Source organism: Pseudoalteromonas sp. P1-30 (genome assembly GCF_001400005.1).
GTDB classification, from domain to species: Bacteria; Pseudomonadota; Gammaproteobacteria; order Enterobacterales; family Alteromonadaceae; genus Pseudoalteromonas; species Pseudoalteromonas atlantica.
In genome coordinates, this window is record NZ_LKBC01000008.1 from 75,779 (window position 1) to 102,100 (window position 26,322).

Sequence of the window (26,322 nt, forward strand, 5' to 3'; positions counted from 1 at the left end):
GGTTTTTATTTGCCTGCGCTAATACGCAGTGAATTTAGCGCAGCTAATAGTAATAACGGGGCAAAAAGGGTAGAATCGAGCGGTTAAATTATAGCTTGTTGGACTGTTTTTCCGACATTGAGGATGATATGAAATTTGAATTAGACCGCACCGACGGAAAAGCGCGCCGCGGCCGCTTGATTTTTGACCGTGGTGTAATAGAAACGCCTGCATTTATGCCAGTAGGTACTTACGGTACTGTTAAGGGCATGACCCCAGATGAAGTTAAAGCCACAGGGGCGCAAATTTGTTTGGGTAACACCTTTCATTTAATGCTACGCCCAGGTACTGAAATCATTAAACAACACGGTGATTTACACGACTTTATGAATTGGGACTTTCCAATTTTAACCGACTCAGGTGGTTTCCAAGTATTTAGCCTTGGTGCTATGCGTAAAATTACCGAAGAAGGCGTGTTGTTCCAATCGCCGGTAAATGGTGACCAAATTATGATGTCACCTGAAAAATCAATGGAAGTACAGCGTGATTTAGGCTCAGACATCGTAATGATTTTTGACGAATGTACGCCATACCCTGCCACCGAAAAAGAAGCAAAAGACTCAATGGAGCTATCGCTTCGTTGGGCTAAGCGCTCTAAAGAAGGCCACGGCGATAACCCATCAGCCTTATTTGGTATTATTCAAGGTGGTATGTACCCAGAGTTACGTGCACAATCACAAAAAGGCCTAGAAGAAATTGGCTTTGATGGTTACGCATTAGGCGGCCTATCGGTTGGTGAGCCTAAAAACGAAATGATGAATATTCTTGATCATTGTGCGTACAAAATGCCAGAAGACAAACCGCGCTACTTAATGGGTGTAGGTAAACCTGAAGACTTAGTTGAGTCTGTACGCCGTGGTATTGATATGTTTGACTGTGTAATGCCTACCCGTAATGCACGTAATGGTCATTTATTTATTACCACAGGTACAATTAAAATTCGTAACGCAGTACATAAAACAGACACTGGCCCACTTGATCCTGAGTGTGATTGCCATACCTGTAAAAATTATTCGCGTGCTTATTTGCATCACCTTGATAAATGTAACGAAATTTTAGGCGCACGACTAAACACAATCCATAACTTACGTTACTATCAGCGTGTTATGGAAGGCCTACGCAATGCAATTAGCGAAGGTAAACTAGAAGAATTTGTTAGTGATTTTTATGCTCGCCGTGGCCAAGACGTGCCAGAGCTTGCAGATATAAATTAAAATTTAAAAATATAGAGGAAGTATTATGAGTTTATTTATTTCAAACGCACACGCCGCTGCTGGTCAACCTGCTGCAAGTGGTGGCTGGGAAATGCTAATTATGTTAGCTATTTTCGGTTTAGTTTTTTACTTTTTAATTTACCGCCCACAAGCTAAGCGTGTGAAAGAGCACAAAAGCCTTATGAGCGCGATGGCTAAAGGTGATGAAGTACTTACCCAAGGCGGTTTAGTAGGTAAAATTGTTAAAATTACTGAAGATAAAGATTTCATCGTGATTTCTTTAAATGAGCAAGCTGAAGTAACAGTACAAAAATCGGCAGTATCTGCTGTATTGCCTAAAGGCACAATGAAGTCACTATAAAAATAAAAAGGACATGCCTGTGTTAAACAAGTTTCCAATTTGGAAGTATTTACTTGTTTTAGCTGTGGTAGCCATTGGCCTTTTATATGCTTCTCCAAACCTGTATGGCCGCGATCCGGCCATACAGGTTTCGGGGGCAAAAGGCGCAGATGTCGATCTCAGTGTAGTAGACAAAGTAAACGCAACCCTCAAACAACATAATGTAACAGCTAAGTCTACCGTGCTTGAAGGCGGCCAAGTATTAGTACGTTTTAAAAATGTTGAAGAACAGCTAAAAGCGCAAGACTTACTGCGTAATTCTCTTAGCGACGATTATATCTCTGCTATTAATATGGCACCTGCGCAACCTGCATGGTTAAAATCATTGGGTGGTAACCCTATGAAGCTAGGTCTTGATTTAAGTGGTGGTGTTCACTTCACCATGGAAATAGACATGGCAACCGCGGTAGATAATCAGCTAGAGCAAATGGAACAAGATTTTCGTAGCGACCTACGCGAAGAAAAACTTCGTTACCGTAGTGTTCGCCGCGTAGCGGGCTCTGAACGTATGCGTGTAGAAATGCGTACCGAGGAAGATAAAGAAGCGGCTGAACGCTTTTTAGCATCGCGCTACCCACTAAACGTATACATTGATGATAGCAGTAACGATCGCGCATTTTTTGCCACTATGAGTGAGCAAAAGCTTAAAGAAATACGTGACTACGCTATTAAGCAAAACGAAACCATTATTCGTAATCGTATTAACCAAATTGGTGTTGCAGAGCCTAACGTACAGCGCCAAGGTGCTGAGCGTATTATTGTGCAACTACCAGGTGTACAAGATACAGCACGCGCTAAAGAAATTTTAGGTGCAACGGCCACGCTTGAATTTCGTGAAGTAGACGAAAACGCGGACCCAAGTGCTGCTGCTCAAGGGCGTATTCCTGCGGGCACAGAAATGATCATGAGCCGTGATGGCTACCCTGTGGTACTTAAAAAACGTGTCATTCTTGAAGGTAGCCATATCACTGGTGCACAATCAGGAAACGACGAATACCAGCGCCCACAAGTAAGCATTACCTTAGATAGCAAAGGCGGGGCAAAAATGAATGCCTTTACCAAGCGTGCTATTGGTAAGCGCATGGCAACGGTATTTATTGAATACAAGCCATCGGGTAAAAAAGATGCGGACGGTAAAGCACTTCCACCTATTAAGGTAGAAGAGGTCATTAACGTTGCGACGATTCAAGCTCGTCTTGACCGCTCATTCCGTATTACAGGTATTGATAACCCAGCCGAAGCCCACAACTTAAGCTTACTATTACGCGCCGGTGCATTAGTAGCGCCAATTCAAATTGTTGAAGAGCGCACAGTAGGCCCAAGCCTAGGTCAAGAAAACATTGAAGCTGGTATGACAGCGGTAGCCCTTGGCTTTGCGTTTGTACTTGCCTTTATGCTTATTTACTACAAAGGGTTTGGTTTAGTTGCCAACATTGCACTAGCAGCTAACTTAGTGCTTATTGTAGGTGTAATGTCGTTAATTCCAGGAGCCACATTAACGCTGCCAGGTATTGCCGGTATTGTATTAACAGTGGGTATGGCGGTTGATGCTAACGTACTTATTTTTGAGCGTATTCGTGAAGAGCTGGCCGATGGCCGCAGCCCTCAACAAGCCGTTCATTTTGGTTACGATAGCGCCTTTAGTACTATTTTTGATGCCAATATTACCACTTTAATTGCTGCGGTTATTTTATTTGCAGTGGGCACTGGCCCTATTGCAGGTTTTGCCGTAACACTGGCAATTGGTATTTTAACTTCAATGTTTACAGCCATAGTTGGTACCCGTGCGGTAATTAACTTATTTATTGGTGGTAAGCGCATTGATAAACTTTCAATTTAAGGAGCGGACATGCAAATTTTAAGTTTGGGTGGTAAAACCCTACGTTTCATGTCACTTCGTAAAGTGGCTATGGGTTTTTCTACGCTATTAATTTTAGCGTCGTTTGCCTCAATTTTTATCAAAGGTTTAAACTTTGGTTTAGATTTTACTGGCGGTACCGCTGTAGAAGTTGGTTTTTCGCAACCTGCAGATTTGAAAAAAGTACGCTCAGTATTAGCTGAAAACGGGTTTGCCGATGCCTCAGTGCAGCTGTTTGGCTCTAGCCAAGATATTTTGGTTCGTTTAGCGCCGCGTGGCAGTGAAGTAAAAGCCGAAGTTATTGGTAACCAAGTTATTACTGCCTTAAAGCAAGCTGATCAGAGCGTAGTAATGCGCCGCATTGAGTTTGTAGGCCCAAGCGTAGGGGAAGACTTAAAAGAGCAGGGTGGCCTTGCCATGTTAACTGCGCTTATTTGTATTTTGATTTACGTGGCATTTCGCTTTGAGTGGCGTTTTGCTGTGGGCGCGGTAGGTGCACTATTACACGATGTAATTATTACAGTGGGTTTGTTTTCTGTATTAGGGTTAGAGTTTGACTTAACTATTTTAGCGGCAATATTGGCGGTAATTGGTTACTCACTTAACGATACTATTGTTGTATCTGACCGTATTCGTGAAAACTTCCGTAAAGTACGCATCGACGACACTATCGAAATTATCGACATGTCGTTAACGCAAACACTTAACCGTACACTTGTAACGTCAATCACCACTATTTTGGTATTGATTGCGCTATTTGTGTGGGGCGGACAAACCATTCATGGCTTTGCTACAGCCCTGTTATTTGGTGTGTTCATTGGTACTTATTCTTCAGTTTACGTTGCAAGCTCGGTAGCTATTACCATGGGCGTAAGTAAAGAAGATTTAATACCAGAGGTAATTGAAAAAGAAGGCGCAGACCTAGACGCATTGCCGTAATAGAGTTAACGCTAAATAAAACCGCTCAATTGAGCGGTTTTTTATTGCGCGCGGCTTTATAGAGCTTGGTTGCCTTTAAGACTAAACGTACACAGCCTTTTAGGCTGAACTTAAAGCCTTGAGCCGGTTATATAATTAAGTCATTACAATAACGTATGAATAGTTAACAGTATATTAGGCTATAAACTTAGCGCTGAGATTGTATCGGCCCTAAATTGAGCAAATTTAATCCTGAAAGGTCAATAGCATCTAATGCCATAAAATTGTCATACAGGCTTGCTACTTTAATGCCCCTATTAAACGACAATCAGGTTTTGCAGTGACGATGCAGCGCAAAGTACTAGAGTACATTTTAAGTAACGGTGAAATAACCACGTTATTTCAGCCTATTTTTGATATAGCTAATCAAACAATTATAGGTTACGAAGCGCTAAGTCGAGGGCCTAAAAACAGCCCTTTGGAAATGCCTAACCGACTGTTTGAAGCGGCCAGTGAGCACGCTTTAATTTCAGAGCTTGAGCTATTATGCCGCTCAAAAGCAATTGAAAACTTTGTAAAGCTTAATCTAAACGGTAAGTTATTTTTAAATGTAAGCCCTAAAACCTTGCTCGACCCTTGCCACCCAAAAGGTGAAACCCTGCACTTAATAGAGCAGTTTGGTTTAGCAGCAAACCGCGTGGTAATTGAGGTAACAGAGCAAGAAAAGGTCGACGATGGTTTTTTATTATTAAAAACAATTGCACACTACCGCGAGCTGGGTTTTACCATTGCCATTGACGACTTAGGTGCTGGCTACTCGGGTTTAAAACAGTGGTCTGAACTATGCCCCGATTTTGTAAAAATCGACCGTTACTTTATTGATCATTGCGATGAAAGCGAAGTTAAAAAAGAGTTTTTAAAATCGATTACGGTACTAGCAAAAGCAACAAACACCGCCGTAATAGCCGAAGGCATAGAAAGAGTAGAAGAGCTTGCCTATGTTGAAAGCTTAGGAATAGCAAACGTACAAGGTTTTTTACTGGAAAAACCAAACTCAAATCCAAGCCTTGATTACAGCTCAGAGCAATTACAAGCATTAAACTTTAAACAGCCAAGCAATACGTTTGATCAATCAATGGCGATTGGCTGGCTTGCTGTTACACAAGAAGCAATAGACAGCGAAACCCGTTGCAAAGACGCCCACAAGCTATTCGAAAAAGACAAAGCCGTGATGAGCCTAGCGGTTTTAAATAAAGCCGGCCAACCGGTTGGGTTACTGCATAAAGATCAGCTCACTGAGGTGTTTGCAGCGCCCTATGGCCATGCACTTTACGACAAGTGCCCCGTAACTGACTTTATGGATAAACAACCTTTAGTGGTGGATGAAAACCAACTTCTTGATACCGTGAGTCAGCAAATTACAGAGCAAGACTTTGATATTCGCCGCCATATTGTGATCACCCGAAATAAACGTTACCTAGGGCTTGCCCCATTGCGTGATATTTTAAAGCACATAACAGAAGAAAAAATTCGTCACGCCCAGCATGCTAACCCACTCACCATGCTCCCTGGTAATGTAGCGATTAATGAGGCAATAGAGCAAAGGTTACGCTCACAAAGTGCGTTTTCGCTTGCCTATATAGATCTTAATCACTTTAAGCAGTTCAATGATTTATACGGCTATGCCAGTGGCGATAGTGTGATTAAATTATTGGCAGATGTAACCGTGCAAGCATGCGAAAACAGTGCTAACTTTGTAGGACATATAGGTGGTGATGACTTTATGGTTGTGTTTGACCAATCAGATGCTGTGTATATTTGTAATACCATAATTGAGCAGTTTGAACTGCAATCACGCACTTTTTTTACGCCTGAGCACATTAAGAGCAAAGGCTACTGGGCTACAAATCGTGAGGGAGAAAAGCAATTTGTACCTTTACTTACGTTATCAATTGGCCTTGTGGAGCCCGACTTACAAGAATGTAAAAACAGCCATCAAGTTGCAGCACTTGCAACAGATGCTAAAAAAGAGGCTAAGCGATATCGCCATAGTTATTTGTTTATTTGTAAGCGCAGAAAGCCTGCGCCTGCCGTAGTGCGCTTAGCACCAGAGAATAAACAGGTGGTATAAAAAATAGGTAATTATTATGTTGCCATTAAAAGTAGTTGTTGGTGGGTTTGCTTTATTTGCGGTTAGTTTTTTTGTGCAAGGGGTAGAAATTGTTAATGTTGCTCAAAAGCAAAGTGTGCAAAATGCCCGTGAAGAATACCTAAGTGAGCTATTAACACGAGCCCTAGAGCGGGCTAATTACCCTGTAGACATAAAAATGCAGCCAGTGAGCTTACAGCAACAGCGTGACCTGATTGAGCTAGATAAAACAGAGCTAGATGTTTATTGGAGCATGAGCAGCCCAGAACGAGAGGCACGGGCAATAGCCGTTAAAGTCCCGCTGTTTAAAGGCTTTATAGGCAAGCGCGTTTTATTAACCAGTAAAAAAAATGTCGAAAAATTTAAAGGCATTACCACTTTAGCGCAATTAAGTGAGCTCTCGGCAGTGCAAGGGCATGATTGGCCAGATACAAAAATAATGGCCTATAACGGCTTACATGTAAGGCCGCTGAGTAACTATCAAGCTATGTTCACGCTCACTAGCCGGGGCAGAATCGATTACTTTCCTCGCTCATTTATAGAAGTTAATTCTGAGCTTGTTGCCAATGCGCAGAGTAACTTAGTTATTGTGCCTAATTTATTTATTAGTTATCCCACCGGTATTTATTATTTTGTTGTAAGTAGTAAGCCAGCTTTAGCGCAAGCCATAGAGCTTGGGTTGCAAAACATGCAAAAAAGCGGAGAGTTTGATGCGTTATTTGATGAGTATTTTGCAAAAGACATAAACTCACTCCCTTTTACAAAGGGTTATACCACGGAGCTAAAGCTCGATAACCCTTACTTTTAAAAACAAAAAAAGGAGCCATAGGCTCCTTTTTATAATAGGGTTACATGCACTTTATTAGCGAAGTAACGCTTCAGGTAATACTGGGCGAATTTCACGGATAATTGCTTGAGTAAGCTTAGGTGCACCACAAATAATGTTACCGCTATTGTTGTAGTTAACGCCACCTGCAAAATCAACAACCATGCCGCCAGCTTCTTTTACAAGTAACTCGCCTGCTGCTGTGTCCCACGGTTTTAAACCAATTTCAAAAAAGCCATCAACACGGCCCGCCGCTACATATGCCATATCTAGCGCTGCAGAACCTGCACGACGAATATCAGCAGTTTGTGTAAACAATGCTTTAAACGCGTCTGTGTATGCATCTAAGTGGTGTTTTTGTTTGAAAGGGAAGCCTGTTGCTAAAATTGAACCAGCTAATTCTACGGTTTTAGTAACGCGTAAACGCTTGCTGTTTAGCTGTGCGCCTTGACCACGAGATGCAGTGAAAAGCTCGCCACGAACTGGATCGTAAATTACAGCTTGGTCTAAACGACCTTTTACTTTAAGTGCGATAGAAACCGCGAAATGAGGGATACCCTTGATGAAGTTAGTTGTGCCATCAAGCGGGTCAACAATCCATTGGTAATCTGCATCTTTGCCTTTGTGCTCACCTAGTTCTTCACCAACAATGCAGTGATCAGGGTAAGATTTTAAAATTGTATCACGAATTACGGCTTCGGCTTCTTTATCAATGTTAGTCACTAAGTCGTTAGTGCCTTTTTGTTGAATTTCAACTTTTGATAAATCTTCACTTGCGCGAAGTAAAATTTTGCCTGCGTTGCGCGCAGCGCGAACCGCAATGTTTAACATTGGATGCATGGTATTACCTTTGGGTTGTAAAAGAACGTTTATATATTTAAGCCGGCGTATTTTAGCGACTTTTGCCATAAAGTAAACAATAAACCCTAAATACTTTTGTGCGTTTTTTGTACGGCCTTGAAATGCATGTAAATTTATTCGTATCTAAGACATGTTGGCGTGTATGGATTGAAATTTGTTCAACCGAAGGGCAACTTAATCACAGCGCGAAGTGCGAAGCCTTGGGGGCTCAATAACTTCCATGAAGCAAAGCTTGCGCGTCCTGCTCACGCTCCTTACCTACATCCTTGTAGGCAAAGCTTCCGCGTCCTGCTAGCAAACATACTGTTGTAAAAATTAATCTTACAAGGGTAGTACTCGCCAATAATAAAAAGTAAAAAAAGTGCTTTACCTAAAGTTAGCTTGAGGTTTTATCTTGTGTTTAAGCAATCAACTAGGGTAAATAATAATGAAATTAGAACACGTACATTTAGTAGTAAACGATATAAATGCCATGCTTAAATTTTACCAAGCAGCCTTTCCTTATTGGTCTATTAGAAGTGAAGGGCATAACACTTGGTATGGTAAACCTAAGCGCTGGGTACATTTTGGCGACGATAACCATTACATTGCTATAAGCGATAATGGCGAGCATAAAAACAGAGATTTGGCAGGGCACCAAGTCGGACTGGCTCACTTTGCCTACGTTACAAACAACCTAGACGCTGTTTTACAGCGCTTAAAACACGCCGGATTTAGCATTGATAAAGAGGGTGCAGAAAACCCATTTAGAAAAAACGTATATTACTTAGACCCAGCCGGGTTCGAGGTTGAGTTTGTGCAGTATATGAGTGACATTCCAAGCGAGCGTAATAACGACTTATAAAATAGGCAGTAACTAACGGTGTAGAAAAGCGCATAATATGGCTTTTCTACCCATTGTGTTTTTACCCGTATTATTTATTACTCACCCCAAGCTGGGCCTTTAAATCATTAGCAAAACTCACAAACTTTTCTTTAATGGTGCGTTTAACTTTTACCTCCACCGAACCTAAAACTGTTTTACCTTCTAGGTTAATTGTGGGGCCTTGGCGCTTATTAAGCGACACCGTTTTGTTTTCAAAACTGCCTAATATACAAAACATTTTAGAAACTACATTAACATGCTCTGGTACGTAAATTTCTTCGCTGCCAAAAATACAATTTACATGCACGGTAACATGTTGGTGGGCAAAAATAGCATCAGTAAAATCTAAAACAATCGACCCCATATAGTTTTGAATGTAAATATCTTTAGTTACCACCCATTGGCCGCTACGCTCGCTTGAGCCTAAAATGCTTCGCAGTGTTAAGTTTTCTTCATCCGCTTGTTGGGCGCTGTAGTTAGGGGCAAATTGCGTTTGCTTTTGAGCACTGTACTGGGTATCTGTAGTAAGGGTTAAATCCTCAACTAAATTAAGTAACGCGGCATTATCGGTTGCTTCCATTGCACTGTCTAAGCGCCTTTCGAAGGCTTCAGCTGAAATAACGCCATGGCTGTAGTTATAAATAAGTTGGTCTATCACTTGTTCGCGAACTTGCTCTATTGGGCGGTCTTCAATTTTTACAGACATGGGAATAATCCTTTTTATATGAGTTACCACTGTACATAGCAAGTGGTGTACCAAAACTTAACTATTTATATATCAATGGCTTATTATTTAATAAATCCGCTTAATTTATTATATTAACGATAGATTAACCAAAACAGCAATATAATCGTTATTTTCACCACTTAAGAAAGTTTTACCTAATAGCCTGTAAATGTTTACTCGGAGGTATTTTTATTTATACCTAATAAAACAGCTAACTCCATGAATTTAAAGTGTTAATAAAGTTGGCCTAAAGCTCGCATATATAAAAGTGTCTTTAATCAAAAGGAGAAAGATTATGAAAACATTCAACAAATCTATGATTGCGGCTTTAGTTCTAGGTACTACAGCTATGGGTGCTCAAGCGGGCACGTGGGAAAATGAGAGTAAAGATGCTTGGATTGATGGTAAGGCAGAAACAGTGCTTCTTATGAACACTAATCTAAACAACTTTGACATTAACACTGATGTAAAAAATGGCAAGGTAGTACTTACAGGTAAAGTAAACAGCGACCTTGATAAAGAGCTAGCTGAAGAACTTGTAATTAGCCTAGATGGCGTATCTGATGTAGAAAACAACCTAACTGTTGTGAAAAACATGGATATGGACGACAGAGATCGTGACACTATGGATGATGACGATAACGACTTAACTGACGCTAAAATCACCACAGTAATTACTACACGTTTCTTATTTGACTCCGAAGTTGACGGTACAGATATCGACGTTGATACCGACAACGGTATAGTAAAACTTAAAGGTTCTGTTGAAACAGAAGCTGAAAAGCAGTTAGCAGTAAAAATTGCTAAAAATGCTGAAGATGTTCGTGACGTAGTAGATGAACTAACTATTGTTGCTGAATAATACACTATACTAAAAAGCCCAGCTTAGCTGGGCTTTTTGCTTGTCATTTTTAAAGGAGCTACATCATGGATATCATTCGTATAATACTGTCGATTTTATTACCGCCACTGGGTGTATTTTTACAAGTTGGTTTAGGTATGCATTTTTGGCTAAATATTTTACTAACTTTACTAGGTTACTTCCCTGGTTTAATTCACGCTATCTACATTATTGCTAAAAAATAATGTGTGGTGTGTTCAATGTGAGCCGGCCACTTTTTTATAATTATTAAAATTGTAAAAAAGCGGCTTACATACTTCTGCGTTTATTTTTCTGTTATTTCCTGCCTATTCGCATGCAAAAAGATTACTATTTAAGCAGTCAGCTTACTGATTGTTAAAATAAAGGTTTTTGCTAGTGACAAGCCTTAAAAAACTTTTTATACTGCAACCCGCTTTAGTCGCTCAGTGGCTAAACGCTTCAAAAATTAACTACCTCGTAGTTATACAAAGTTGGCCCCTTAGCTCAGTTGGTTAGAGCACACGACTCATAATCGTTAGGTCCCCAGTTCGAGTCTGGGAGGGGCCACCACTTTTAAAAGCTTTCCAAGTAAACACCTACTAACAGAAATTACCCTGTGCTACCTCTGTGCTACTTTTAGTTTCGCGGAAAACACCTCTATATTTTTGAACTGATTAATCCCTCACTTTTAACTGAGTTCCACTTCTAATCAGAAAAGCTTGTTGCTATATGATCGGATATTGTTTTGCTTGATAATATTCAACATTCAGGTAAACCGTTCCCACATTAAGTAAATGCTATAATATTCATCGTTCTGAGCAATAGGAAGCGAATTATGGACACTAATGAATACTATTTTCTAAAGAGCTTTTTAAAGCCCAAAAGCTCTTTGAAGGTGTTGAGCATGAGAGATTGGACTAGTTACTTAGGCTGTGATGCAAAGCTTGCTTTAAATAAATTTGAAAAAGAGGGGGTTCTAAAGTCAGCTAGTACACAGGAAGTTGTCACAGCGGCTCACTCTGCTCCAGAGTTAAAAAAGATTTCTCAAAACCTCAACCTACCAACTTCTGGTACAAAACCTGTTTTAGTTTGTAGAATTTTGGAAGTAGAACCAAATTATTTTAATGGCAATTCATTAGAGCATGATTTCTTTGTTTGTTCCTGTGAGGGGGCGAAACAAATTGAAGCTAAAGGAAAAATCATCAAAAATGAGATGAGTACTGCAGTTGAGCTATCAGTAAATGAAGCTCTAAATAGAAACTTTGAATGTGCTTTTGAGCCAGTCAGAAAATATCAACTGAGTTTACCATTTCCATCAGGCTTAGGAGTTGATTGGTCTAACTTTGGTGGTCCAAGAGAAATTTTTATAATTAATAGTATTCTTGATGATTGGCCACTCATCCTTTCTGAGATACAGCCTGATTTAAAGCCTCTAGTGCGTCAAGGAGCAATTTGTATGTTTCTTTGGGGACTGAAGCTGGATGGTGAACTAAGAAAGAAATTAGCTAGCAATGGTACTCACTTGGGCCCTGATGACGTATGTCGCATGATGTTATTCTTTGCACAAAACAAGTTTCGTATATTTGATGCTAAATCAAAATCTGAAGAGCTTGGTATGCCGTATATAATGAAAATTCTACGATTCGAAGGAGATTTTTGCTCTGCTTGCAAAAAACATAGAGTTGGGGATTATAGTCTCAGCGAAGTGCCGGAAATTCCGTTAGCAGACTGTCGGTGCAAAGGTGGTTGTACCATATCGCTATCGGAGGCTCTTGATATAAACAAAGTCACTACAATATGAAAGATCTCGAAGCTGAATTAATGTGTAGTAGCTTCTATTTAACCCTGCTGCGTGGGCTATTTGTGTAGGTAAATTATTTTTCTAGTTTGATGTTCACTGATTGCGTGAGCTTGGCTGGAGTGTAGGCACGAGACTTTTCGATTACCTCTTTTTCGTATTTTTAACACTCAGTGTTTCTTTTATGCTTGTATTTTAATATCGAAAGGCGATGGCTGGATTTGCATATAAAGATTTAAATAGGTGAATAAGTAGCCTCTAGCAATGGCTTGCTAGAGGCTTTAACCAACTAATTTACTTGGTACTTACTGTTAGTACGAATGTAAATAGTGGCTGTTTTGTTGCTAGTGTTCTCAATCGTGTGGGTAAAGTTACCGGTTGATTCTACATAGCTGCCTGCGCTTAGGTTTTGCGCTTTATCTTGCTCGCTTGAGTTGTACTCAACGGCGCCGGCTATAACAACAGCACGAAATTCGCTTGCATCTGTTTTTATTTCACCTTTAAAGCCGGCAGGAAGTTTAATCATTGAGCCGTTCATATCGGCTGTACTTCCCCAAAGGTAGGCGGTTTGCACGCCTTGGGCGTTAATGTCGTTTAAATCGCTGCTGTTTAACCATACTATGTTGTCTGCATGTAGGTTTAACGGGCGCTCACCATTATCAAACTGAGCATTAGTCGGTTTAACTAAGTACGGCCCTGAGTCGATTTCTAAGTAAATTAAGTTTGTTTCAGCATTGGCTGCAGTGGTGTGGTTTTCACCTGCAGGTTGTGTCCAAAACGAACCCGCTGGCATCCACATCTTTTCAGCTGTTGGGTCGTCATTATGCATTTGCCCTTCAATAACGATACCGCGGTAGGTAATGTTGTGAATGTGCGGCGGAGATTCAAAGCCTTTTTTAAAGCGTACTAACATGCCTGTTGCAGTGTCGGTTGTGCGGTTTCCCCATAAATCTGCAGCGCCAGGGCTTTTATCACCACGTAGCGGGTTTAAGTAACCCCAGTCAACATTGCTTGCAGCAACAACTTTTGATGTGCTTTGCTCTGCAGAGGCTGGCGTTGATATAAGTGTTGCAACCAGTGCAAGAGTTGATGCGTTTAGTAAAAATTTCATTTAAAAGCTCCGTTAAGTTGGTATAGCGCTATAGTACGGCTTAAAATTCAGTCAATAAATGGGCATAAGTTAAATACACTTTCGCAAAAACGTGGATAATAACGCTATAGTTACGCATGCTGGTTTATGCAATAAGAGGGTTTGATGAAAATAGCTGATTTACAAGTATTACTCAAAGTGGCTGAGCTGCAATCAATTACAGCTGCTGCAAATCAATTAGATATGAGCTCATCGGCTGCAAGTGTCTCGTTAAAGCGAATAGAGCAGGCGCTTGGGGCACAAATATTTGTACGCACAACAAGGCAAATTCGCCTCACGCCCGAAGGGGAACGCTATTTACCCCTGTGTCAGCAGGCTCTCGATTTATTGCAACAAGGGCAAGTGCTTATTCATGAGGAGCAGCAATCTATTAGTGGTGAAGTGCGAATAGCAGTGTCATCGGAAATGGGGCGCAACCTTATGCGGGTATTGCTAAATAATATTATGGATAAACACAGTGAAGTGACGCTGCGCTTACAAGCAAGCGACAGCCGCGCTGATTTTTACCGTGATGGAATTGATGTTGCGCTGCGCGCCTTAACTAAAGAGGCCGCACAGGAGCTAAATTTATACGGCTTTAAAATTTGTAACATTGCACACGTGCTATGCGCCTCGCCTGAGTACATTAAAAAGCACGGTGAGCCGTTAACGCCAGATGACCTACTGAATCATAATGCCCTTTTATATAAGCTCTACGAGGTAGTGCATGATGGGTGGGAGCTGTATAACGATAATCAAAAATACAAGGTTAAAATGAGCAGCGACCGCGCCGTTAACGATGGCGATATAGTAAGGCGTTGGTGTGTTGATGGCACCGGGATAGCCAAAAAATCGGCCATTGATGTAGCTGAAGATTTATTAGCGGGCAGATTAAAAAGATTAATGCCCGATTACAAAATCCCCCTCACTGAAATGTGGTTAGTACTACCTAGCCGCCAGCTTATAACGCCTGCCATTAGGCTTATTCGTGATGAGTTAAAACACACTATTAGCCAATTAAGAAAAAACCTGATTGCGCAAGGGGTAATTAACGAGCAAGAGTGGCCCGATTCACTCTAGTGCACCTTACGCGAGGTTAGTGCTGCTAGCCTTGCGCCTTTAAAATTTAATTCGCTTTCCTGTGGTTGATTAAATTAAAATACACGCTCTTCTTTTATGTTCTATTTTTCTAATTATTGGGCTTATTGCTCAGCCGATCCTATATTTATTCTAAGCAAGTGTTAGTTAAGTCCTTTATCCATTTACAGGTATCGTATGTTACTTAAACAAAAAGTTTATATTAGTCTTATTTTGGCTATTGTTGTGCCGTTAGCGGTTTCTACATTTTTATTTTCAAATAGTATTCAAAATCATACCGATGAAAAGCTCGCAAAGGTTGATTTACCCACCGCACTGAGTGAAGTAAAAAGCAAAATTGAACTCGAACTTGCCACTCCTATAATTGTTGCCAAAGAAATTGCGCAAAACAGCTTTGTTAAACAGTGGCTAAGTAACGGTGAGAGTGAGCAAGCAAGAACCGATTATATTAATTATTTAGCCAGTATTAAAAAAGATAACAACGCAGTTATTGCTTATATAATTTCCAAAAATACCAACAACTATTACACCGATATTGGCATATCTAGACAGATAGATAGAAGCGAAGATGTATGGTTTGATCAGTTTTTATCTTCTAACAGACCCTTTGAAATAGCACTGGATATAGATAAAACCACAAATAGCATGGTGGTTTTTATTAACTATGCACTGCAAATTAACGGTGAGCGTACCGCCATTACCGGCGTGGGGCGCTCGCTCGATTCTATGATCAACTTAATTAACGAATACCGTATTGGCGAAGCCGGTGTGGTGTATTTGGTCTCTGATGAAGGTGAGGTAATGCTTCACAGTGACAGAAGTAAAATGGGTCAAAAAATTAATATTAACGATATTAAAAATGGCGCCATTATTAGTAAAACAATGGCAGGTGAAGATTATGTTGTGTCGAGTACGCCTATTGAGTCATTAGGTTGGCATTTAGTGGCAGAAGTGCCCGAGCAGCAGTTATACGGGCCAATAAATAGTGCCATTAATAGCAATTTATTATTTGGTGTAATCATTGCCATTATTGGTTTTGCTCTGGCCAGAGTTTTAGTGTCGCAAATATTTAAACCTATTGAAAACATAACTGCTGCAGTGAGCGCGTTAACTAAAAAAGATGGCGATTTAACCGTAAGGCTGCCTACTAACGATAACAACGAAATATCAGAACTTGCCGCTAACTTTAATTTATTTTTAGAGCAGTTACATGGCATGTTTAAGCAAGTGTCGGACTCAGCAAACCATGTTAAAAGCATTTCAGAAAATGTGTTAGTACAAGTACAGGGCGCGGCTAACTTGGCCGAGGTACAATCATCTAGCACGCAAACGGTGGCGGCAGCCGTTAACGAAATGGAAGTAACCGTACAAGACATTTCAAACAGTGCCAGTAACGCCTCTGACATTGCGACTTCAACAGAAGAAGCGACTCATAAAGGAGTAGAGTTTGTAAATAGCACGATAAAGCAAATGGAGCAGCTAGAAAACGCCATGGCTACCTCGGTTGCCTCGGTAACTGAGCTTTCAGGTGAGATAAAGTCAATTACGCAGGTGCTTGATGTTATTAAAGCAATATCGGAGCAAACTAACTTACTGGCACTCAATGCTGCCATAGAAGCTGCGCGGGCAGGCGAACACGGTCGTGGTTTTGCCGTTGTAGCCGATGAAGTAAGAACCCTTGCTATGCGTACTGCAGAGTCGACCGAGCAAATTAACGAAATGATAGACACGTTAAATTCTAAGGCTTCAAGTACGGTGTCGGCTATAGAGCTTGGCAGTAAAAATACCCTAGAAAACGCCGAACGTTTAAAAGTAACAGGGAGTACCTTAACGGGTATATCTCAAGAAATTGTTACGCTAAGTGAGCTAAATAGCTCAGTGGCTACAGCCACCCGCGAGCAAACGTTGGCTACCTCAGAAATTAGTCAAAATGTGGTGATGATTTCTGATTCTGCTGAGCAAACAAAACAAAATATGAAAACCTCAGAGCAGCTATGCAATGGGCTAAATGAAGAGTCGAATATATTAAAAGACTTACTGGGTAAGTTTACACTCTAAAAAGTGACAACATTAAGCTAAAAAACGCGTTGTAACTTAGTTAATCTAAGCTTTGGTTAAGAGGTTTATTATCCAAAGCTTAGGTTAAAAAAACGCGTTTTTAAAAGGGTTAATTTTTACGGTAAATTTCGTGTTGAATGTCGTAAATATTAACGCTTAAGCTGTCAGAATCTCGGCAATAAGTTTTTAAGCACTCAAGCAAGCTCTCGCTTAACATTTGCTTTTGTTCAATAGAGCGCCCGGCCATGATATGCGCCGCAATATGAATAAACCCTTCTTTTCCTTCACCTAGTTGGTATTGCTGATAAGCAATGGCGCGGGTTTTAATGGTTTCTAAGTCAAACAAACCACTTTGAAAAGTCGCGTTGTGCACTTTTTCAACAAGTACTTGCGGTAATACAGGAAGATCTTCAGAGTGTTCAATAATAATGTGCGGCATTTACGCGTTTCCTATTATGAGTTACTACGTGGGCGTACGTATAATTGTACCAAAGCCTGAACTGTGCGCTAACCCCTCAATGGCCTAAATTTAGTTGTATTAATTTTTGATGGTAGTATAAAAACAGTCACGTGAACCTTCGCTTATAAAGCAAAATTAAGGATTAATATGAAATTACCACACCGCTTTAAACGTTTAGCTGTGCTATTAAGTGCAGTGGTTACCTTAAGTGCCTGCTCAGATGATGTTGCATCGGTGAGCTTAGGGCTGTTTACTACTAAAGATGTAGTGGTAAATTCCCAGCAAGACCCGTTAGTAAAAGGGGTTACGTGCCATATTAGCCATATTGAGGCCGACTTAGATTTTTCAGATCCCTCTGATATGTCTATTGCGTGTCGCCAAACTGGGCCAATTACAGCCGATATGTTACAAGCAATAGATCGCAGTAAGTCGGGCGAAGTGGTGTTTAAGTCATCAAAAAGTATTTTATTTAAATCGCTAAAAGTACGCCGTATTTACGATGCACAAAACCGCACATTACTGTACTTATCGTACTCGACTAAGGAGTCGAGCGGCAGCCACCACCACGCACTTTCAACTGTGCCTTTATACAATACACAAGCTTGGAACTGGGCACTTGAACAAAAATAAGAGCACACTATGTTAGCGTTATTTAAATCAAAGCCGCTGCTTGAACAAGCCGAGCAGCAGTGGCTAATTGATACCTTTATTTGGGCGGTAGAGCACTTTGATGCCGCATTTTTTACCAAGCACACGCAAATAATATTGCCAACGGTGGCGCATTTTCCTGATTCGGTATCGAGTATTGAGGAAATGGCCACTAATGTATTTGTACGAGTACGTGATTACGCAGGTATGAGTGCGTGGCCAATACAATTAGTTGCGCCACAACAGTTACAGCCGCAAGTATTTCCGCATTTTGAATTTGATGAACACTTACGTGGAGAGCAAAGCCAGCTTATTGTACCGCCAAGCCATACGATTAATATCTCATTTAACCCTAATCAAATTAATCAGCCGCAAGATTTAGTGGCCAGCTTTGCCGGCACGCTTGCTACTGTATTAATTCATCATGTTGGGGTGTTACCGCCAGGCGGTAAAGACTACTTGCCACAAGCAGCAGATGCGCTGGCCTGTTTTTTAGGGTTTGGGGTAATGATGAGCAACACTGTGTATCAATTTAAAGGCGGGTGTGGCTCGTGCTATAACCCTTATGCTAATCGTGAAGCGAAACTAAGCGAAACCCATACCGTATTTATGCACGCGCTGATTAGTTATTTTAAAAACGATCGTGACTCTAAAAAACATTTAAAGCCACATTTGCGCAGCCAATTTAAAAAAGCCCAAAAAGAGATCAAAGCATTAGTTGATAACTCTGCTAATCCGCTATTGCTTGCCTATGCACCAACTTAAACCGGATACTTGTGAACTACTTAGACGAATTTTTACTGATTGCCATCGCCCACTTTTTTGCAGTAGCCAGCCCAGGCCCCGACTTTGCCGTGGTGCTCAAACAAAGTATACAGCAGGGCAGGCGTAACGCCCTATGGACAAGCGCTGGCGTGGGCGCTGCTATTTTATTACACGTAGGATATTGCGTATTAGGGGTAGCCCTAATTTTAACGCAATCGCCTAATTTATTTATGGCATTAAAGTATGTTGCGGGGGCGTATTTAGCCTATTTAGGCGTACAAGCATTAAGGGCTGCCAAACCACCGGTAAATAAAACAGACAACATAGAAAACAAAACTACCCCACAGGAAAGCGTATGGCATGCATTTAGGCGCGGCTTTTTAACCAACGCGCTTAATCCTAAAGCCACTCTCTTTTTTATGTCGTTATTTACCTTAGTTATTAGTGTAACTACGCCAACTAGCGTGCAAATTGTGTATGGGGTTTATATGGCTCTGGCAACGTGGGTGTGGTTTTCTATGCTTTCTTTAGTGTTGTCAAAACCCAGTGTACGGGCGTTTTTTCAAAAAAGCGGCTATTGGTTTGACCGGGGTATAGGTGTTATTTTAATTGCTTTAGCCATTCGTGTAGTAATTTAACCCTAGGGAGAAGTCATGCCTATTTATACTTTTTCGTTTGGATCGAATATGTCCTCTAACCGCTTGCTTGCGCGTTTACCAAAAGCAAAGCGAGTCGGCACGGCTGTACTAAAAGGCTACGAGCTTACGTTTAATATGCTATTTAAAGATGGCTCGGGCAAGTGCAGTATTCAACAAAGTGATGACAAAAACGCCTTGGTATATGGCGTGGTGTATGAACTTGATGAAGCCGAAAAAGCAATTTTAGACACCATAGAGGGCCCAGGCTACGATTGCGTGGCTATTAAGCCCACTTTGTTAAATGGTGAGCAAATAGAGGCCCACTGCTATATTGCTAACACCCACGAGAACGATGTACTGCCATACGACTGGTATATTCAGCACGTTCATCGCGGCGCGCTTGAGGCGGGCGTACCAAAAGAATACAGTGATGCAATACTTAATCGGCCGCATAAGCCCGATACAAATAAAGAGCGTGCTGATATTGAATTTGCAGTGCACCAAAAATAATAAGGATAATCATGAAACTCACCAAATTAGCCAGTTTAGCGTTGCTTGCCAGTGCCACTTTTAATAGTTGGGCACAAATTAATACCACGGACTTAGAAGAGGTTATTAACACCTCAATGGCACGCTTTGACGTACCGGGTATGGCGGTAGCGGTTGTGCAAGACGATAAAGTTGTATTTGCTAAAGGGTTTGGGACAAGCAACCTCAATACAAATGCAAAAGTGAACAAAGACACACTTTTTGGTATTGCCTCAAACACAAAAGCGTTTACCAGTGCAGCGCTGGCTAAGTTGGTTGATGAAGGTAAGTTAAGCTGGGATGACAGGGTAATTGACCACTTACCTGAGTTTAGGTTGTACGACTCCTACGTCACCCGCGAAATGCGTGTTCGTGATTTATTAAGCCATCGCAGTGGCTTAGGGCTTGGGCAGGGCGATTTAATGATTTGGCCAAGTACTGATAAATCTATAGAGGATATTTTAGCCGGCCTACAGTATTTAAAGCCAGCCAGCAGCTTTCGCAGCCAGTATGCCTATAACAACTTAATGTTTGTAACCGCAGGTGAAGTGGTGGCACGTGTATCAGGAATGAGCTGGAACGATTACATCGAAAAAAATATATTACAGCCTTTGCACATGGATAACTCGCGCGCGGGCTTTTCGCGTATTCCAAAAAGCAATAAAAACTGGGCAATTGGCCACATACCAATGGGTGGTAAGCTCAATCCTTTTTTTGTTAACTACCTAGAAGATTTTAGAGGCGCAGGGGCTATTGCATCAAGCGTAAACGATATGAGCCAATGGTTACTAACGCAGTTAGCTGGCGGAAAAATGCCAAGTGGCGAGCAACTATTTAGTGAAAAACAGCAAGCGCAAATGTGGCACCCGCATATTACCTCTATGGCTTCTAAAAGTGCGTATGAGGCCTATCATCAGCAATTTAGAGGCTATGGGCTAGGTTGGAGCATTGAAGATTACCACGGCTTTAAAAAGCTAGGCCATGGCGGGGGTATTTTAGGTATGGTGTCGCAAGTTACATTATTGCCTGAGAAAAAGCTCGGCATTGTTATTTTATCTAATCAGCAAGCATTTAGTGCACTTTCGGCAGTAACCCACGAAGTGCTTGAAGATGCCCTTGAACTTGAAGATAAAGACTGGGTTGAAGAGTTGGCTAAAAAACATTTTGCGAGTAAACAAAAAGCCTACGCCAATGCAAAACCCGACACCCCAGCAGATTACCAGTCACAGTTACCTAATATAAATTACACCGGCACGTTACATGACGATTGGTACGGCGATGTAATTATTGAGCAACTCGATGGCAAACTACGTATTGATTTTACCCATACCAAACGCTTAAAAGGCACGCTTGAGCATTACACAGGTAATACGTTTATTGTTAAGTGGGATGAAAAGCTACTCGAGGCCGATGCGTTTATTCGTTTTGATATGGGCGCAAACAACCGTGTTAATAGCGCAAAAATGCGCGCGGTATCAACAGCGGTAACAGACTTTAGTTTTGATTTTAGAAACCTAAATTTAAAAGCTAAGTAGTGATGCTATACACCAAAGTCGCAAAGCCACCGTAAGGTGGCTTTGTTATATTAAGCACTCACATTAAAGGAGCGTTTATGCGTACTGCAGTTATTTCACATCCTCATTGCCGTAAACATAAAATGATTGACGATCATCCTGAGTGCCCAGAGCGCCTAGACGCTATTGCCGATAGACTTTTGGCAAGTGGTGTAGATATTGGCTTAACGCATCTACAAGCGCCTAAAGCGCAGCGTGAGCATTACTTATTAGCCCATGATGAGTCATTAGTTAACCTTGTGGAGCGCTTAGTTCCTCAGCAGGGGCTGCATAACCTTGATGGCGACACCTGGCTTTGCCCTGATTCGTTTAAAGCGGTAGAGCGCGCCGTAGGAGCAGGGTTGTTGGCTGTAGATGAAATTCTCGCAGATAAACTCGATGCGGCGTTTTGCGCTGTACGCCCGCCAGGGCATCATGCCAATGCACACGCTTCTTCTGGGTTTTGTGTATTTAATAATTTAGCAATAGCAGTTAAGTATGCTCAAAGCAAAGGCATTAAGCGTATAGCAATAGCTGATTTTGACGTACACCATGGTAATGGCACCCAAGACATATTTATAAACGATGAAAACGTATTACTTTGTTCGCTATTTCAATACCCATTTTACCCAAACACAGCCGTAAAAAATAACAGCCACATAGTAAATTCCCCTTTGCCAATTGCCAGTAGTGGCGATGATTTAAAAGAAGTGTTTAATACCCAATGGTTGCCAAAATTAAAAGCCTTTAAGCCAGAGCTGCTATTTATTAGTGCAGGGTTTGATGCCCACCTAGAAGATGACATGGCAAGTTTAAAGTTTGTAGAAGATGACTACAGCTGGCTTACAGAGCAATTATGCGACGTTGCAAAAGAGAGTGGTTGCAAGGGTGTTATATCTTACCTTGAAGGGGGCTATGCGCTATCAGCATTAGGAAGAAGTGCTGTAGCGCATATAAAAGTGCTTAGTGAGTACTAAGACCAATCCGCAATAATACTTAATTAAGCGAATTGGTATAACTAAGGGTTACAAACCCAGTAAATCAAACGCCTGCTTGGTATTAAGGGTTTTAATTTTGCCAAGGCAGCATTGCCCTTCATTTAATAAATAAGTGGTGACCAGTTGCGCTAGCTGCTCCTGTGAAAGAGGGGCGCATGCAGCGCCTTGCAGGTCAACGTACTCACCTTGCTTGTTCAACACACGCACATTACTAAGCTCACTTTGCGTAACGCTGTGCAAACACGCTTCTTGTTCTTGTTTATCGTGCGCTATTTCAAGCTCATTATAAACAATTAATAACTGTGGAAAGCTGTTTAGCATAGTTACCCTACTGTTACCTCGTATGAGGTAAATTTACGCACATTAATAACGCCAGTATCAAAAATTAAGTACTGACCTTTTATACCTTGCAGCACGCCGCTTACTACTGGGTTTTTATCAAAATTAAACGAGCTAATTTTAGTGGGGTACTCTGTTACCGGAAAGTTTAAATCAACCACGTCTTCATCAAGTTGCTCTATGGCTGTGGCACCAAATAACTCGCTTAGCTCGTTTAATTTATCGCTAATTTGCGGGATCAGCTCTGCCGCGGCGGCTTTAAGGTCAATGGCTTCGTTTTGGCCCTTTAGCATGTTACGCCAATTGGTTTTATCGGCAATAAACTCGGCCAATGCCACCTCAACTAAGCCTGATTGCAAACGTGTTTGTACTTTAAAAATAGGCAGTGCTTGAGTGGCGCCTTGATCAACCCAACGTGTCGGTATTTGCGTATGACGAGTAATACCTACTTTAAGCCCTGAGGTATTGGCTAAATACACATAATGCGGGATCATGCAGTTTTCTTCGCCCCATTGCGGCTCGCGGCAGGTGCCTTTATCGTAATGGCAGGTTTCTGGTTTCATAATGCACATATCGCAGCTAGCAAGCTTGCGCATACACACAAAACAGTGGCCTTGCGAGTAACTCTTTTTGGTTTTTTTGCCACAGTTTGAGCATAAAATGGTACCGCTAAACGTCAGCGTTAACTCTTTACCAATGAGTGCGTTTAGGTCGACTAGGTTGTCGCCCACAGGAAGATGATATTTAACCGGCTCTGTTAAGCTCGATTTTAATTTACGCAAAGTGCCTTGCATCTTTACTTGGCCCCTAAAGATGTTGATATTAAAACGTGGAGTTTAACATCTTTAAACTGTATTGGCTTTTTAAGAAATACAAATAGTCATCTAGGGGAAGTGGCTTAGCGTATAGGTAACCTTGTGCTCTGTCGGCGCCCATTTCTTTTAATAAGTGATGTACATCTTGGGTTTCTATGCCTTCCATAGTTATAGATAGCCCTAGGTTATGTGCCATATCTATAGCGGTTTGCACAATCACTTTATTGGCGGTGTTATTCGTTAAATCAAATACAAACGATTTATCTACTTTAAGCTCCGTAAAGCGGTAATTAACCAAATAACTTAGCGATGAATAGCCAGTGCCAAAGTCATCAAGCACCACGCGCACCCCTAAATCAGAAAGCTCATTAACCAACGAAATAAGCGCTTCGTGGCTTTCGACTAATGCTGACTCCGTTAATTCAAACTTAAGAAGCTGCGCCGGAACTTGGTATTTTATAAGAATGTTTTCGACTTTTTCGGCTAGGTTTTTAATCGACAGATTTTTAGCACTTAAATTTACGCTAATTGGGTGATCGTTATAGCCTTGCTCGGTTAGTTTGACGATATCCTTACAGGCTTGCTCAATAACCCATAAGGTAAGCTCGTTAATAATACCTGTGTGCTCAGCAAGGGTGATCAGCTCTTCTATCGATACGCCTTTAAAAGCCGGGTCGGGCCAACGTAGCAGCGCTTCGGCGCCACATACTTGATTAAAGTTTAACCCTATTTGAGGCTGATAATACAACGCTAGTTGATTGTTTTTAATAGCTTTTTGTAATTTAGCGGCCAGTGCCACATCCATTAATATATTACTGCCGTTAGAGGCGCTTACTACTAAATCGTTATTACTTTTAGCTTTTTTAAGTGCCAAGTAACCCCGTTTCGTCCAGTATTCAAAGTCGTCACTGTGGGCTGCGCTACTAATCCCTATGTTATAGGTAAGTTGTAAGTTTAAGCCTTGAATTTCGTATTGTTTGGGCAGGCTATTTATAACTTTAATTAAGGCCCCTTCAAGTGACTCCTGGTTTTGGTTTTTAGTAGATATGCAGGCAAATACCCCGCTGCCTAAGTCGGCTAAGCGAGGGCTGTTATTAAAATCTGTATCTAGGTTGGTAAATTCTCGCTCATGGCTAAGCTCTAACTCTATTTGCTTAGCCACATGCTTTATTAAAGTGTAGCCCTGTGATGGGGTAATAATGGTATTGAGCGAGTTAAAATGGCGAATTTTAATTAAACACAAGGTAGTATTACGCCCCTGTGCTTGTAAGCTCATAAACGCTTGTTTTAATTTGGCACTGTTAAGTAATTTAGTTTGCTGGGTATGTGTAGCATGATAAAGCGCACGCTCGCGCTGGTAGCGCACTCTATCGGCAAGTGCCATAGCCATTAAAATAACTTCACACAATATAGCCACTAAAAACGCGTGACGAATCGCAAAGCTATAATCCAAATAGCCCGTTAATTCTAATGGCTGTATTGCCGCGCCAACAATGAGGGGAACCCACGAAAAAACGTAAAACTTCGCCCACCTAAAGCCCGTGCGTAGTTTGTTATAAATTAAAATAACACACGTAATATATAACAAGCTTAATACACAAAAAAAGATGGGTGCTGCAATGTACTCGGGTATGAATAAAGTGGTGATTGATAATAAAGATATTAAAATAAGTAGCGCTTTACTCATTTTATAGCGCCAGCATTTGTCCTTGTGGTAGCGCAAAAACATGGTGCAAAAGGCGAGCGTAAAAAAGGCCATTGCGTAGTTTGAAAAAATCACTTTTTCGTGTAAGTACAATTGCCACTCTAGGGGCCACAAGTAAAAGCCAAAGCCCATTACAATGCCCATTAAACACAGCGCACTAATTATATAGCCTATATAAACTAAATAAACGCGGTCTTTAATCCCAAAATAAAGCACTAAATTATACAGAGCAGCCATTAATAACACGCCGGCAAATATGCCCCAAATGCCGGTTTGCGAGCGAACTAAATCAACAAATTCTTTATGGCGATACAAATTAACTGGGGTTTTGCTGATCCCCGTTGTATCTATTTTTATGGCTAAGCGCTCTGTTGTTTTACTCTCAAGTGCAAAACGTATATGCGGTACGCTATATTGGAAAAGCGTGAGAGACTTTACTTTATCGCCTAATTTATAGCTTTCTATAAGCTCATTTCTTTTGTTTAACCGATACACGCTTAGGTGATCAACCATCGGGTTATCAAAATGGGCAACAATGTCTTGAGCATCCAAGCTTTTATTTTCAAGGTCTATAAATAGCCAATAGTTTTGCTGCTTAAAGCTCCATTGAATATCGGTTAACGGCTGGTGGGTGATTAGCTCGGGATTTAAAATAATATCGTTGAGTGTGTGAGATTTACTTTCATCTATGTAGTAGGCAAAGTCTAAATATACAGGCGTAGTTTTATCGATGGTATAGCGAGTCGGCACAACCAGGTTAGAAGCGAGTGTGCTAATAATATAAAATATGAAAATCAGTATGGCTATGGCCGCGGCATGATAACGTAAAGTTTTCGTTTCCAACGTTGTATACTTGTAATAAATCTTTTAATTAGTGTAGCACTAAAAAAGCGCATATAAACTGCGCTTTTTTAGTTAAATTTTTAGGGCCTGCTTATCCTTCAGGATTAAAATTTGTTCTAACTAGGGACGATTTAATCGTGGCGCGAGGTTTGTAACCTAGTGGGCTAAGTAAAAACCGAGCAACAAAGAGTNAACCACACTACATAGGCTCTGCCTTGCCTAAATACC

25 protein-coding genes and 1 tRNA gene are annotated in these 26,322 nt (G+C 41.1%); 19 read left to right on the forward strand and 7 right to left on the reverse strand.

Going from position 1 to position 26,322, the window contains the following annotated elements:
• The first annotated feature begins 128 nt into the window (after positions 1 to 128).
• The 6 genes from tgt (at position 129) to AN395_RS13130 (ending at position 7,386) form a co-directional block, all read left to right on the forward strand.
• Positions 129 to 1,253, forward strand: coding sequence for a tRNA guanosine(34) transglycosylase Tgt (tgt, locus tag AN395_RS13105; protein ID WP_004587614.1), 1,125 nt, complete (start codon positions 129 to 131; stop codon positions 1,251 to 1,253).
• Between the two features lie 25 nt (positions 1,254 to 1,278).
• The gene (yajC, locus tag AN395_RS13110; protein WP_004587613.1) at positions 1,279 to 1,614 is read left to right on the forward strand and encodes a preprotein translocase subunit YajC; all 336 of its coding nucleotides are present in this window, start codon (positions 1,279 to 1,281) and stop codon (positions 1,612 to 1,614) included.
• 19 nt (positions 1,615 to 1,633) lie between these two features.
• The gene (secD, locus tag AN395_RS13115) at positions 1,634 to 3,493 is read left to right on the forward strand and encodes a protein translocase subunit SecD (RefSeq protein WP_004587612.1); all 1,860 of its coding nucleotides are present in this window, start codon (positions 1,634 to 1,636) and stop codon (positions 3,491 to 3,493) included.
• Positions 3,494 to 3,502: 9 nt separating this feature from the next.
• Positions 3,503 to 4,450: a protein translocase subunit SecF gene (gene secF, locus AN395_RS13120; protein WP_054983265.1), complete on the forward strand. Its 948-nt coding sequence runs from the start codon at positions 3,503 to 3,505 to the stop codon at positions 4,448 to 4,450.
• A gap of 319 nt (positions 4,451 to 4,769) precedes the next feature.
• A complete protein-coding gene (locus AN395_RS13125; protein WP_054983266.1) occupies positions 4,770 to 6,560 on the forward strand; it encodes a bifunctional diguanylate cyclase/phosphodiesterase in 1,791 nt (596 codons plus the stop codon).
• A 16-nt stretch (positions 6,561 to 6,576) separates the two neighbouring features.
• Positions 6,577 to 7,386, forward strand: a complete 810-nt coding sequence (locus AN395_RS13130) for an ABC transporter substrate-binding protein (protein ID WP_054983267.1) — start codon at positions 6,577 to 6,579, stop codon at positions 7,384 to 7,386.
• 54 nt (positions 7,387 to 7,440) lie between these two features.
• Here the strand turns inward: AN395_RS13130 and suhB are convergent, their stop codons facing one another.
• Positions 7,441 to 8,244: an inositol-1-monophosphatase gene (suhB, locus tag AN395_RS13135; protein WP_024031435.1), complete on the reverse strand. Its 804-nt coding sequence runs from the start codon at positions 8,242 to 8,244 to the stop codon at positions 7,441 to 7,443.
• Between the two features lie 448 nt (positions 8,245 to 8,692).
• Between suhB and AN395_RS13140 the strand changes: the two genes are divergently transcribed.
• Positions 8,693 to 9,109 carry a VOC family protein gene (locus AN395_RS13140; RefSeq protein ID WP_054983268.1) on the forward strand — a complete coding sequence of 139 codons (417 nt, stop codon included), beginning with the start codon at positions 8,693 to 8,695 and terminating at the stop codon, positions 9,107 to 9,109.
• A gap of 70 nt (positions 9,110 to 9,179) precedes the next feature.
• Here the strand turns inward: AN395_RS13140 and AN395_RS13145 are convergent, their stop codons facing one another.
• Positions 9,180 to 9,836, reverse strand: a complete 657-nt coding sequence (locus tag AN395_RS13145) for a LiaF domain-containing protein (protein ID WP_054983269.1) — start codon at positions 9,834 to 9,836, stop codon at positions 9,180 to 9,182.
• A gap of 316 nt (positions 9,837 to 10,152) precedes the next feature.
• On the opposite strand from AN395_RS13145, the gene AN395_RS13150 reads away from it, so the two are divergent.
• The 4 genes from AN395_RS13150 (at position 10,153) to AN395_RS13160 (ending at position 12,520) form a co-directional block, all read left to right on the forward strand.
• Positions 10,153 to 10,719 (forward strand): BON domain-containing protein, encoded by a 567-nt coding sequence (locus tag AN395_RS13150; RefSeq protein WP_024031433.1) that lies wholly within the window; start codon positions 10,153 to 10,155, stop codon positions 10,717 to 10,719.
• A 65-nt stretch (positions 10,720 to 10,784) separates the two neighbouring features.
• Entirely contained in the window at positions 10,785 to 10,943 is a 159-nt protein-coding gene (locus tag AN395_RS19395; RefSeq protein WP_004587604.1) for a YqaE/Pmp3 family membrane protein, read from the forward strand.
• Positions 10,944 to 11,212: 269 nt separating this feature from the next.
• Positions 11,213 to 11,289: transfer RNA gene (locus tag AN395_RS13155), tRNA-Ile, on the forward strand.
• Between the two features lie 265 nt (positions 11,290 to 11,554).
• On the forward strand, positions 11,555 to 12,520 hold the full coding sequence (locus tag AN395_RS13160; protein ID WP_054983270.1) for an SAP domain-containing protein: 966 nt from the start codon (positions 11,555 to 11,557) through the stop codon (positions 12,518 to 12,520).
• A 286-nt stretch (positions 12,521 to 12,806) separates the two neighbouring features.
• Here the strand turns inward: AN395_RS13160 and AN395_RS13165 are convergent, their stop codons facing one another.
• Complete coding sequence (locus AN395_RS13165) at positions 12,807 to 13,628, reverse strand: DUF4437 domain-containing protein (protein WP_054983271.1); 822 nt, start codon at positions 13,626 to 13,628, stop codon at positions 12,807 to 12,809.
• A 144-nt stretch (positions 13,629 to 13,772) separates the two neighbouring features.
• Here AN395_RS13165 and AN395_RS13170 point away from each other — a divergent pair, with 144 nt between their 5' ends.
• Together AN395_RS13170 and AN395_RS13175 are read left to right on the forward strand one after the other, a co-directional pair.
• Entirely contained in the window at positions 13,773 to 14,726 is a 954-nt protein-coding gene (locus AN395_RS13170) for a LysR family transcriptional regulator (RefSeq protein WP_054983272.1), read from the forward strand.
• A 195-nt stretch (positions 14,727 to 14,921) separates the two neighbouring features.
• A complete protein-coding gene (locus AN395_RS13175; protein ID WP_054983273.1) occupies positions 14,922 to 16,802 on the forward strand; it encodes a methyl-accepting chemotaxis protein in 1,881 nt (626 codons plus the stop codon).
• Positions 16,803 to 16,911: 109 nt separating this feature from the next.
• Here AN395_RS13175 and AN395_RS13180 read toward each other — a convergent pair whose 3' ends face one another.
• Positions 16,912 to 17,241, reverse strand: a complete 330-nt coding sequence (locus tag AN395_RS13180; protein ID WP_004588643.1) for a 5-carboxymethyl-2-hydroxymuconate Delta-isomerase — start codon at positions 17,239 to 17,241, stop codon at positions 16,912 to 16,914.
• A 168-nt stretch (positions 17,242 to 17,409) separates the two neighbouring features.
• Between AN395_RS13180 and AN395_RS13185 the strand changes: the two genes are divergently transcribed.
• From AN395_RS13185 to AN395_RS13210, 6 genes are all read left to right on the forward strand, one after another.
• Positions 17,410 to 17,892 carry a CreA family protein gene (locus AN395_RS13185; protein WP_004588642.1) on the forward strand — a complete coding sequence of 161 codons (483 nt, stop codon included), beginning with the start codon at positions 17,410 to 17,412 and terminating at the stop codon, positions 17,890 to 17,892.
• Positions 17,893 to 17,901: 9 nt separating this feature from the next.
• On the forward strand, positions 17,902 to 18,675 hold the full coding sequence (locus tag AN395_RS13190; RefSeq protein WP_054983274.1) for a hypothetical protein: 774 nt from the start codon (positions 17,902 to 17,904) through the stop codon (positions 18,673 to 18,675).
• A gap of 11 nt (positions 18,676 to 18,686) precedes the next feature.
• Positions 18,687 to 19,313: a LysE family translocator gene (locus AN395_RS13195; protein ID WP_054983275.1), complete on the forward strand. Its 627-nt coding sequence runs from the start codon at positions 18,687 to 18,689 to the stop codon at positions 19,311 to 19,313.
• Between the two features lie 15 nt (positions 19,314 to 19,328).
• Positions 19,329 to 19,823: a gamma-glutamylcyclotransferase family protein gene (locus tag AN395_RS13200; protein ID WP_054983276.1), complete on the forward strand. Its 495-nt coding sequence runs from the start codon at positions 19,329 to 19,331 to the stop codon at positions 19,821 to 19,823.
• Between the two features lie 11 nt (positions 19,824 to 19,834).
• The gene (locus tag AN395_RS13205) at positions 19,835 to 21,376 is read left to right on the forward strand and encodes a serine hydrolase (protein WP_054983277.1); all 1,542 of its coding nucleotides are present in this window, start codon (positions 19,835 to 19,837) and stop codon (positions 21,374 to 21,376) included.
• 77 nt (positions 21,377 to 21,453) lie between these two features.
• Positions 21,454 to 22,371 carry a histone deacetylase family protein gene (locus AN395_RS13210; RefSeq protein ID WP_054983278.1) on the forward strand — a complete coding sequence of 306 codons (918 nt, stop codon included), beginning with the start codon at positions 21,454 to 21,456 and terminating at the stop codon, positions 22,369 to 22,371.
• A 48-nt stretch (positions 22,372 to 22,419) separates the two neighbouring features.
• On the opposite strand, the gene AN395_RS13215 is transcribed toward AN395_RS13210, so the two are convergent.
• Genes AN395_RS13215 through AN395_RS13225 form a run of 3 tightly spaced genes read right to left on the reverse strand, consistent with a single transcriptional unit; the run spans position 22,420 to position 26,094 of the window.
• Complete coding sequence (locus AN395_RS13215; protein WP_004588636.1) at positions 22,420 to 22,713, reverse strand: hypothetical protein; 294 nt, start codon at positions 22,711 to 22,713, stop codon at positions 22,420 to 22,422.
• A gap of 2 nt (positions 22,714 to 22,715) precedes the next feature.
• Entirely contained in the window at positions 22,716 to 23,525 is an 810-nt protein-coding gene (locus AN395_RS13220; protein WP_054983279.1) for a DUF2797 domain-containing protein, read from the reverse strand.
• 28 nt (positions 23,526 to 23,553) lie between these two features.
• The gene (locus AN395_RS13225; protein WP_054983280.1) at positions 23,554 to 26,094 is read right to left on the reverse strand and encodes an EAL domain-containing protein; all 2,541 of its coding nucleotides are present in this window, start codon (positions 26,092 to 26,094) and stop codon (positions 23,554 to 23,556) included.
• Between the last annotated feature and the right edge of the window lie 228 nt (positions 26,095 to 26,322).

Bases quoted from the DNA above. Each gene is read 5' to 3' on its own strand.
- AN395_RS19395 (WP_004587604.1), top strand. From the start codon at position 10,785: ATGGATATCATTCGTATAATACTGTCGATTTTATTACCGCCACTGGGT.
- suhB (WP_024031435.1), bottom strand. From the start codon at position 8,244: ATGCATCCAATGTTAAACATTGCGGTTCGCGCTGCGCGCAACGCAGGC.
- AN395_RS13215 (WP_004588636.1), bottom strand. From the start codon at position 22,713: ATGCTAAACAGCTTTCCACAGTTATTAATTGTTTATAATGAGCTTGAA.
- AN395_RS13175 (WP_054983273.1), top strand. From the start codon at position 14,922: ATGTTACTTAAACAAAAAGTTTATATTAGTCTTATTTTGGCTATTGTT.
- AN395_RS13165 (WP_054983271.1), bottom strand. From the start codon at position 13,628: ATGAAATTTTTACTAAACGCATCAACTCTTGCACTGGTTGCAACACTT.
- AN395_RS13140 (WP_054983268.1), top strand. From the start codon at position 8,693: ATGAAATTAGAACACGTACATTTAGTAGTAAACGATATAAATGCCATG.
- AN395_RS13145 (WP_054983269.1), bottom strand. From the start codon at position 9,836: ATGTCTGTAAAAATTGAAGACCGCCCAATAGAGCAAGTTCGCGAACAA.
- AN395_RS13205 (WP_054983277.1), top strand. From the start codon at position 19,835: ATGAAACTCACCAAATTAGCCAGTTTAGCGTTGCTTGCCAGTGCCACT.
- yajC (WP_004587613.1), top strand. From the start codon at position 1,279: ATGAGTTTATTTATTTCAAACGCACACGCCGCTGCTGGTCAACCTGCT.
- AN395_RS13220 (WP_054983279.1), bottom strand. From the start codon at position 23,525: ATGCAAGGCACTTTGCGTAAATTAAAATCGAGCTTAACAGAGCCGGTT.
- AN395_RS13190 (WP_054983274.1), top strand. From the start codon at position 17,902: ATGTTAGCGTTATTTAAATCAAAGCCGCTGCTTGAACAAGCCGAGCAG.
- AN395_RS13160 (WP_054983270.1), top strand. From the start codon at position 11,555: ATGGACACTAATGAATACTATTTTCTAAAGAGCTTTTTAAAGCCCAAA.
- AN395_RS13150 (WP_024031433.1), top strand. From the start codon at position 10,153: ATGAAAACATTCAACAAATCTATGATTGCGGCTTTAGTTCTAGGTACT.
- AN395_RS13200 (WP_054983276.1), top strand. From the start codon at position 19,329: ATGCCTATTTATACTTTTTCGTTTGGATCGAATATGTCCTCTAACCGC.
- secF (WP_054983265.1), top strand. From the start codon at position 3,503: ATGCAAATTTTAAGTTTGGGTGGTAAAACCCTACGTTTCATGTCACTT.
- AN395_RS13170 (WP_054983272.1), top strand. From the start codon at position 13,773: ATGAAAATAGCTGATTTACAAGTATTACTCAAAGTGGCTGAGCTGCAA.
- tgt (WP_004587614.1), top strand. From the start codon at position 129: ATGAAATTTGAATTAGACCGCACCGACGGAAAAGCGCGCCGCGGCCGC.
- AN395_RS13180 (WP_004588643.1), bottom strand. From the start codon at position 17,241: ATGCCGCACATTATTATTGAACACTCTGAAGATCTTCCTGTATTACCG.
- AN395_RS13210 (WP_054983278.1), top strand. From the start codon at position 21,454: ATGCGTACTGCAGTTATTTCACATCCTCATTGCCGTAAACATAAAATG.
- AN395_RS13185 (WP_004588642.1), top strand. From the start codon at position 17,410: ATGAAATTACCACACCGCTTTAAACGTTTAGCTGTGCTATTAAGTGCA.
- AN395_RS13130 (WP_054983267.1), top strand. From the start codon at position 6,577: ATGTTGCCATTAAAAGTAGTTGTTGGTGGGTTTGCTTTATTTGCGGTT.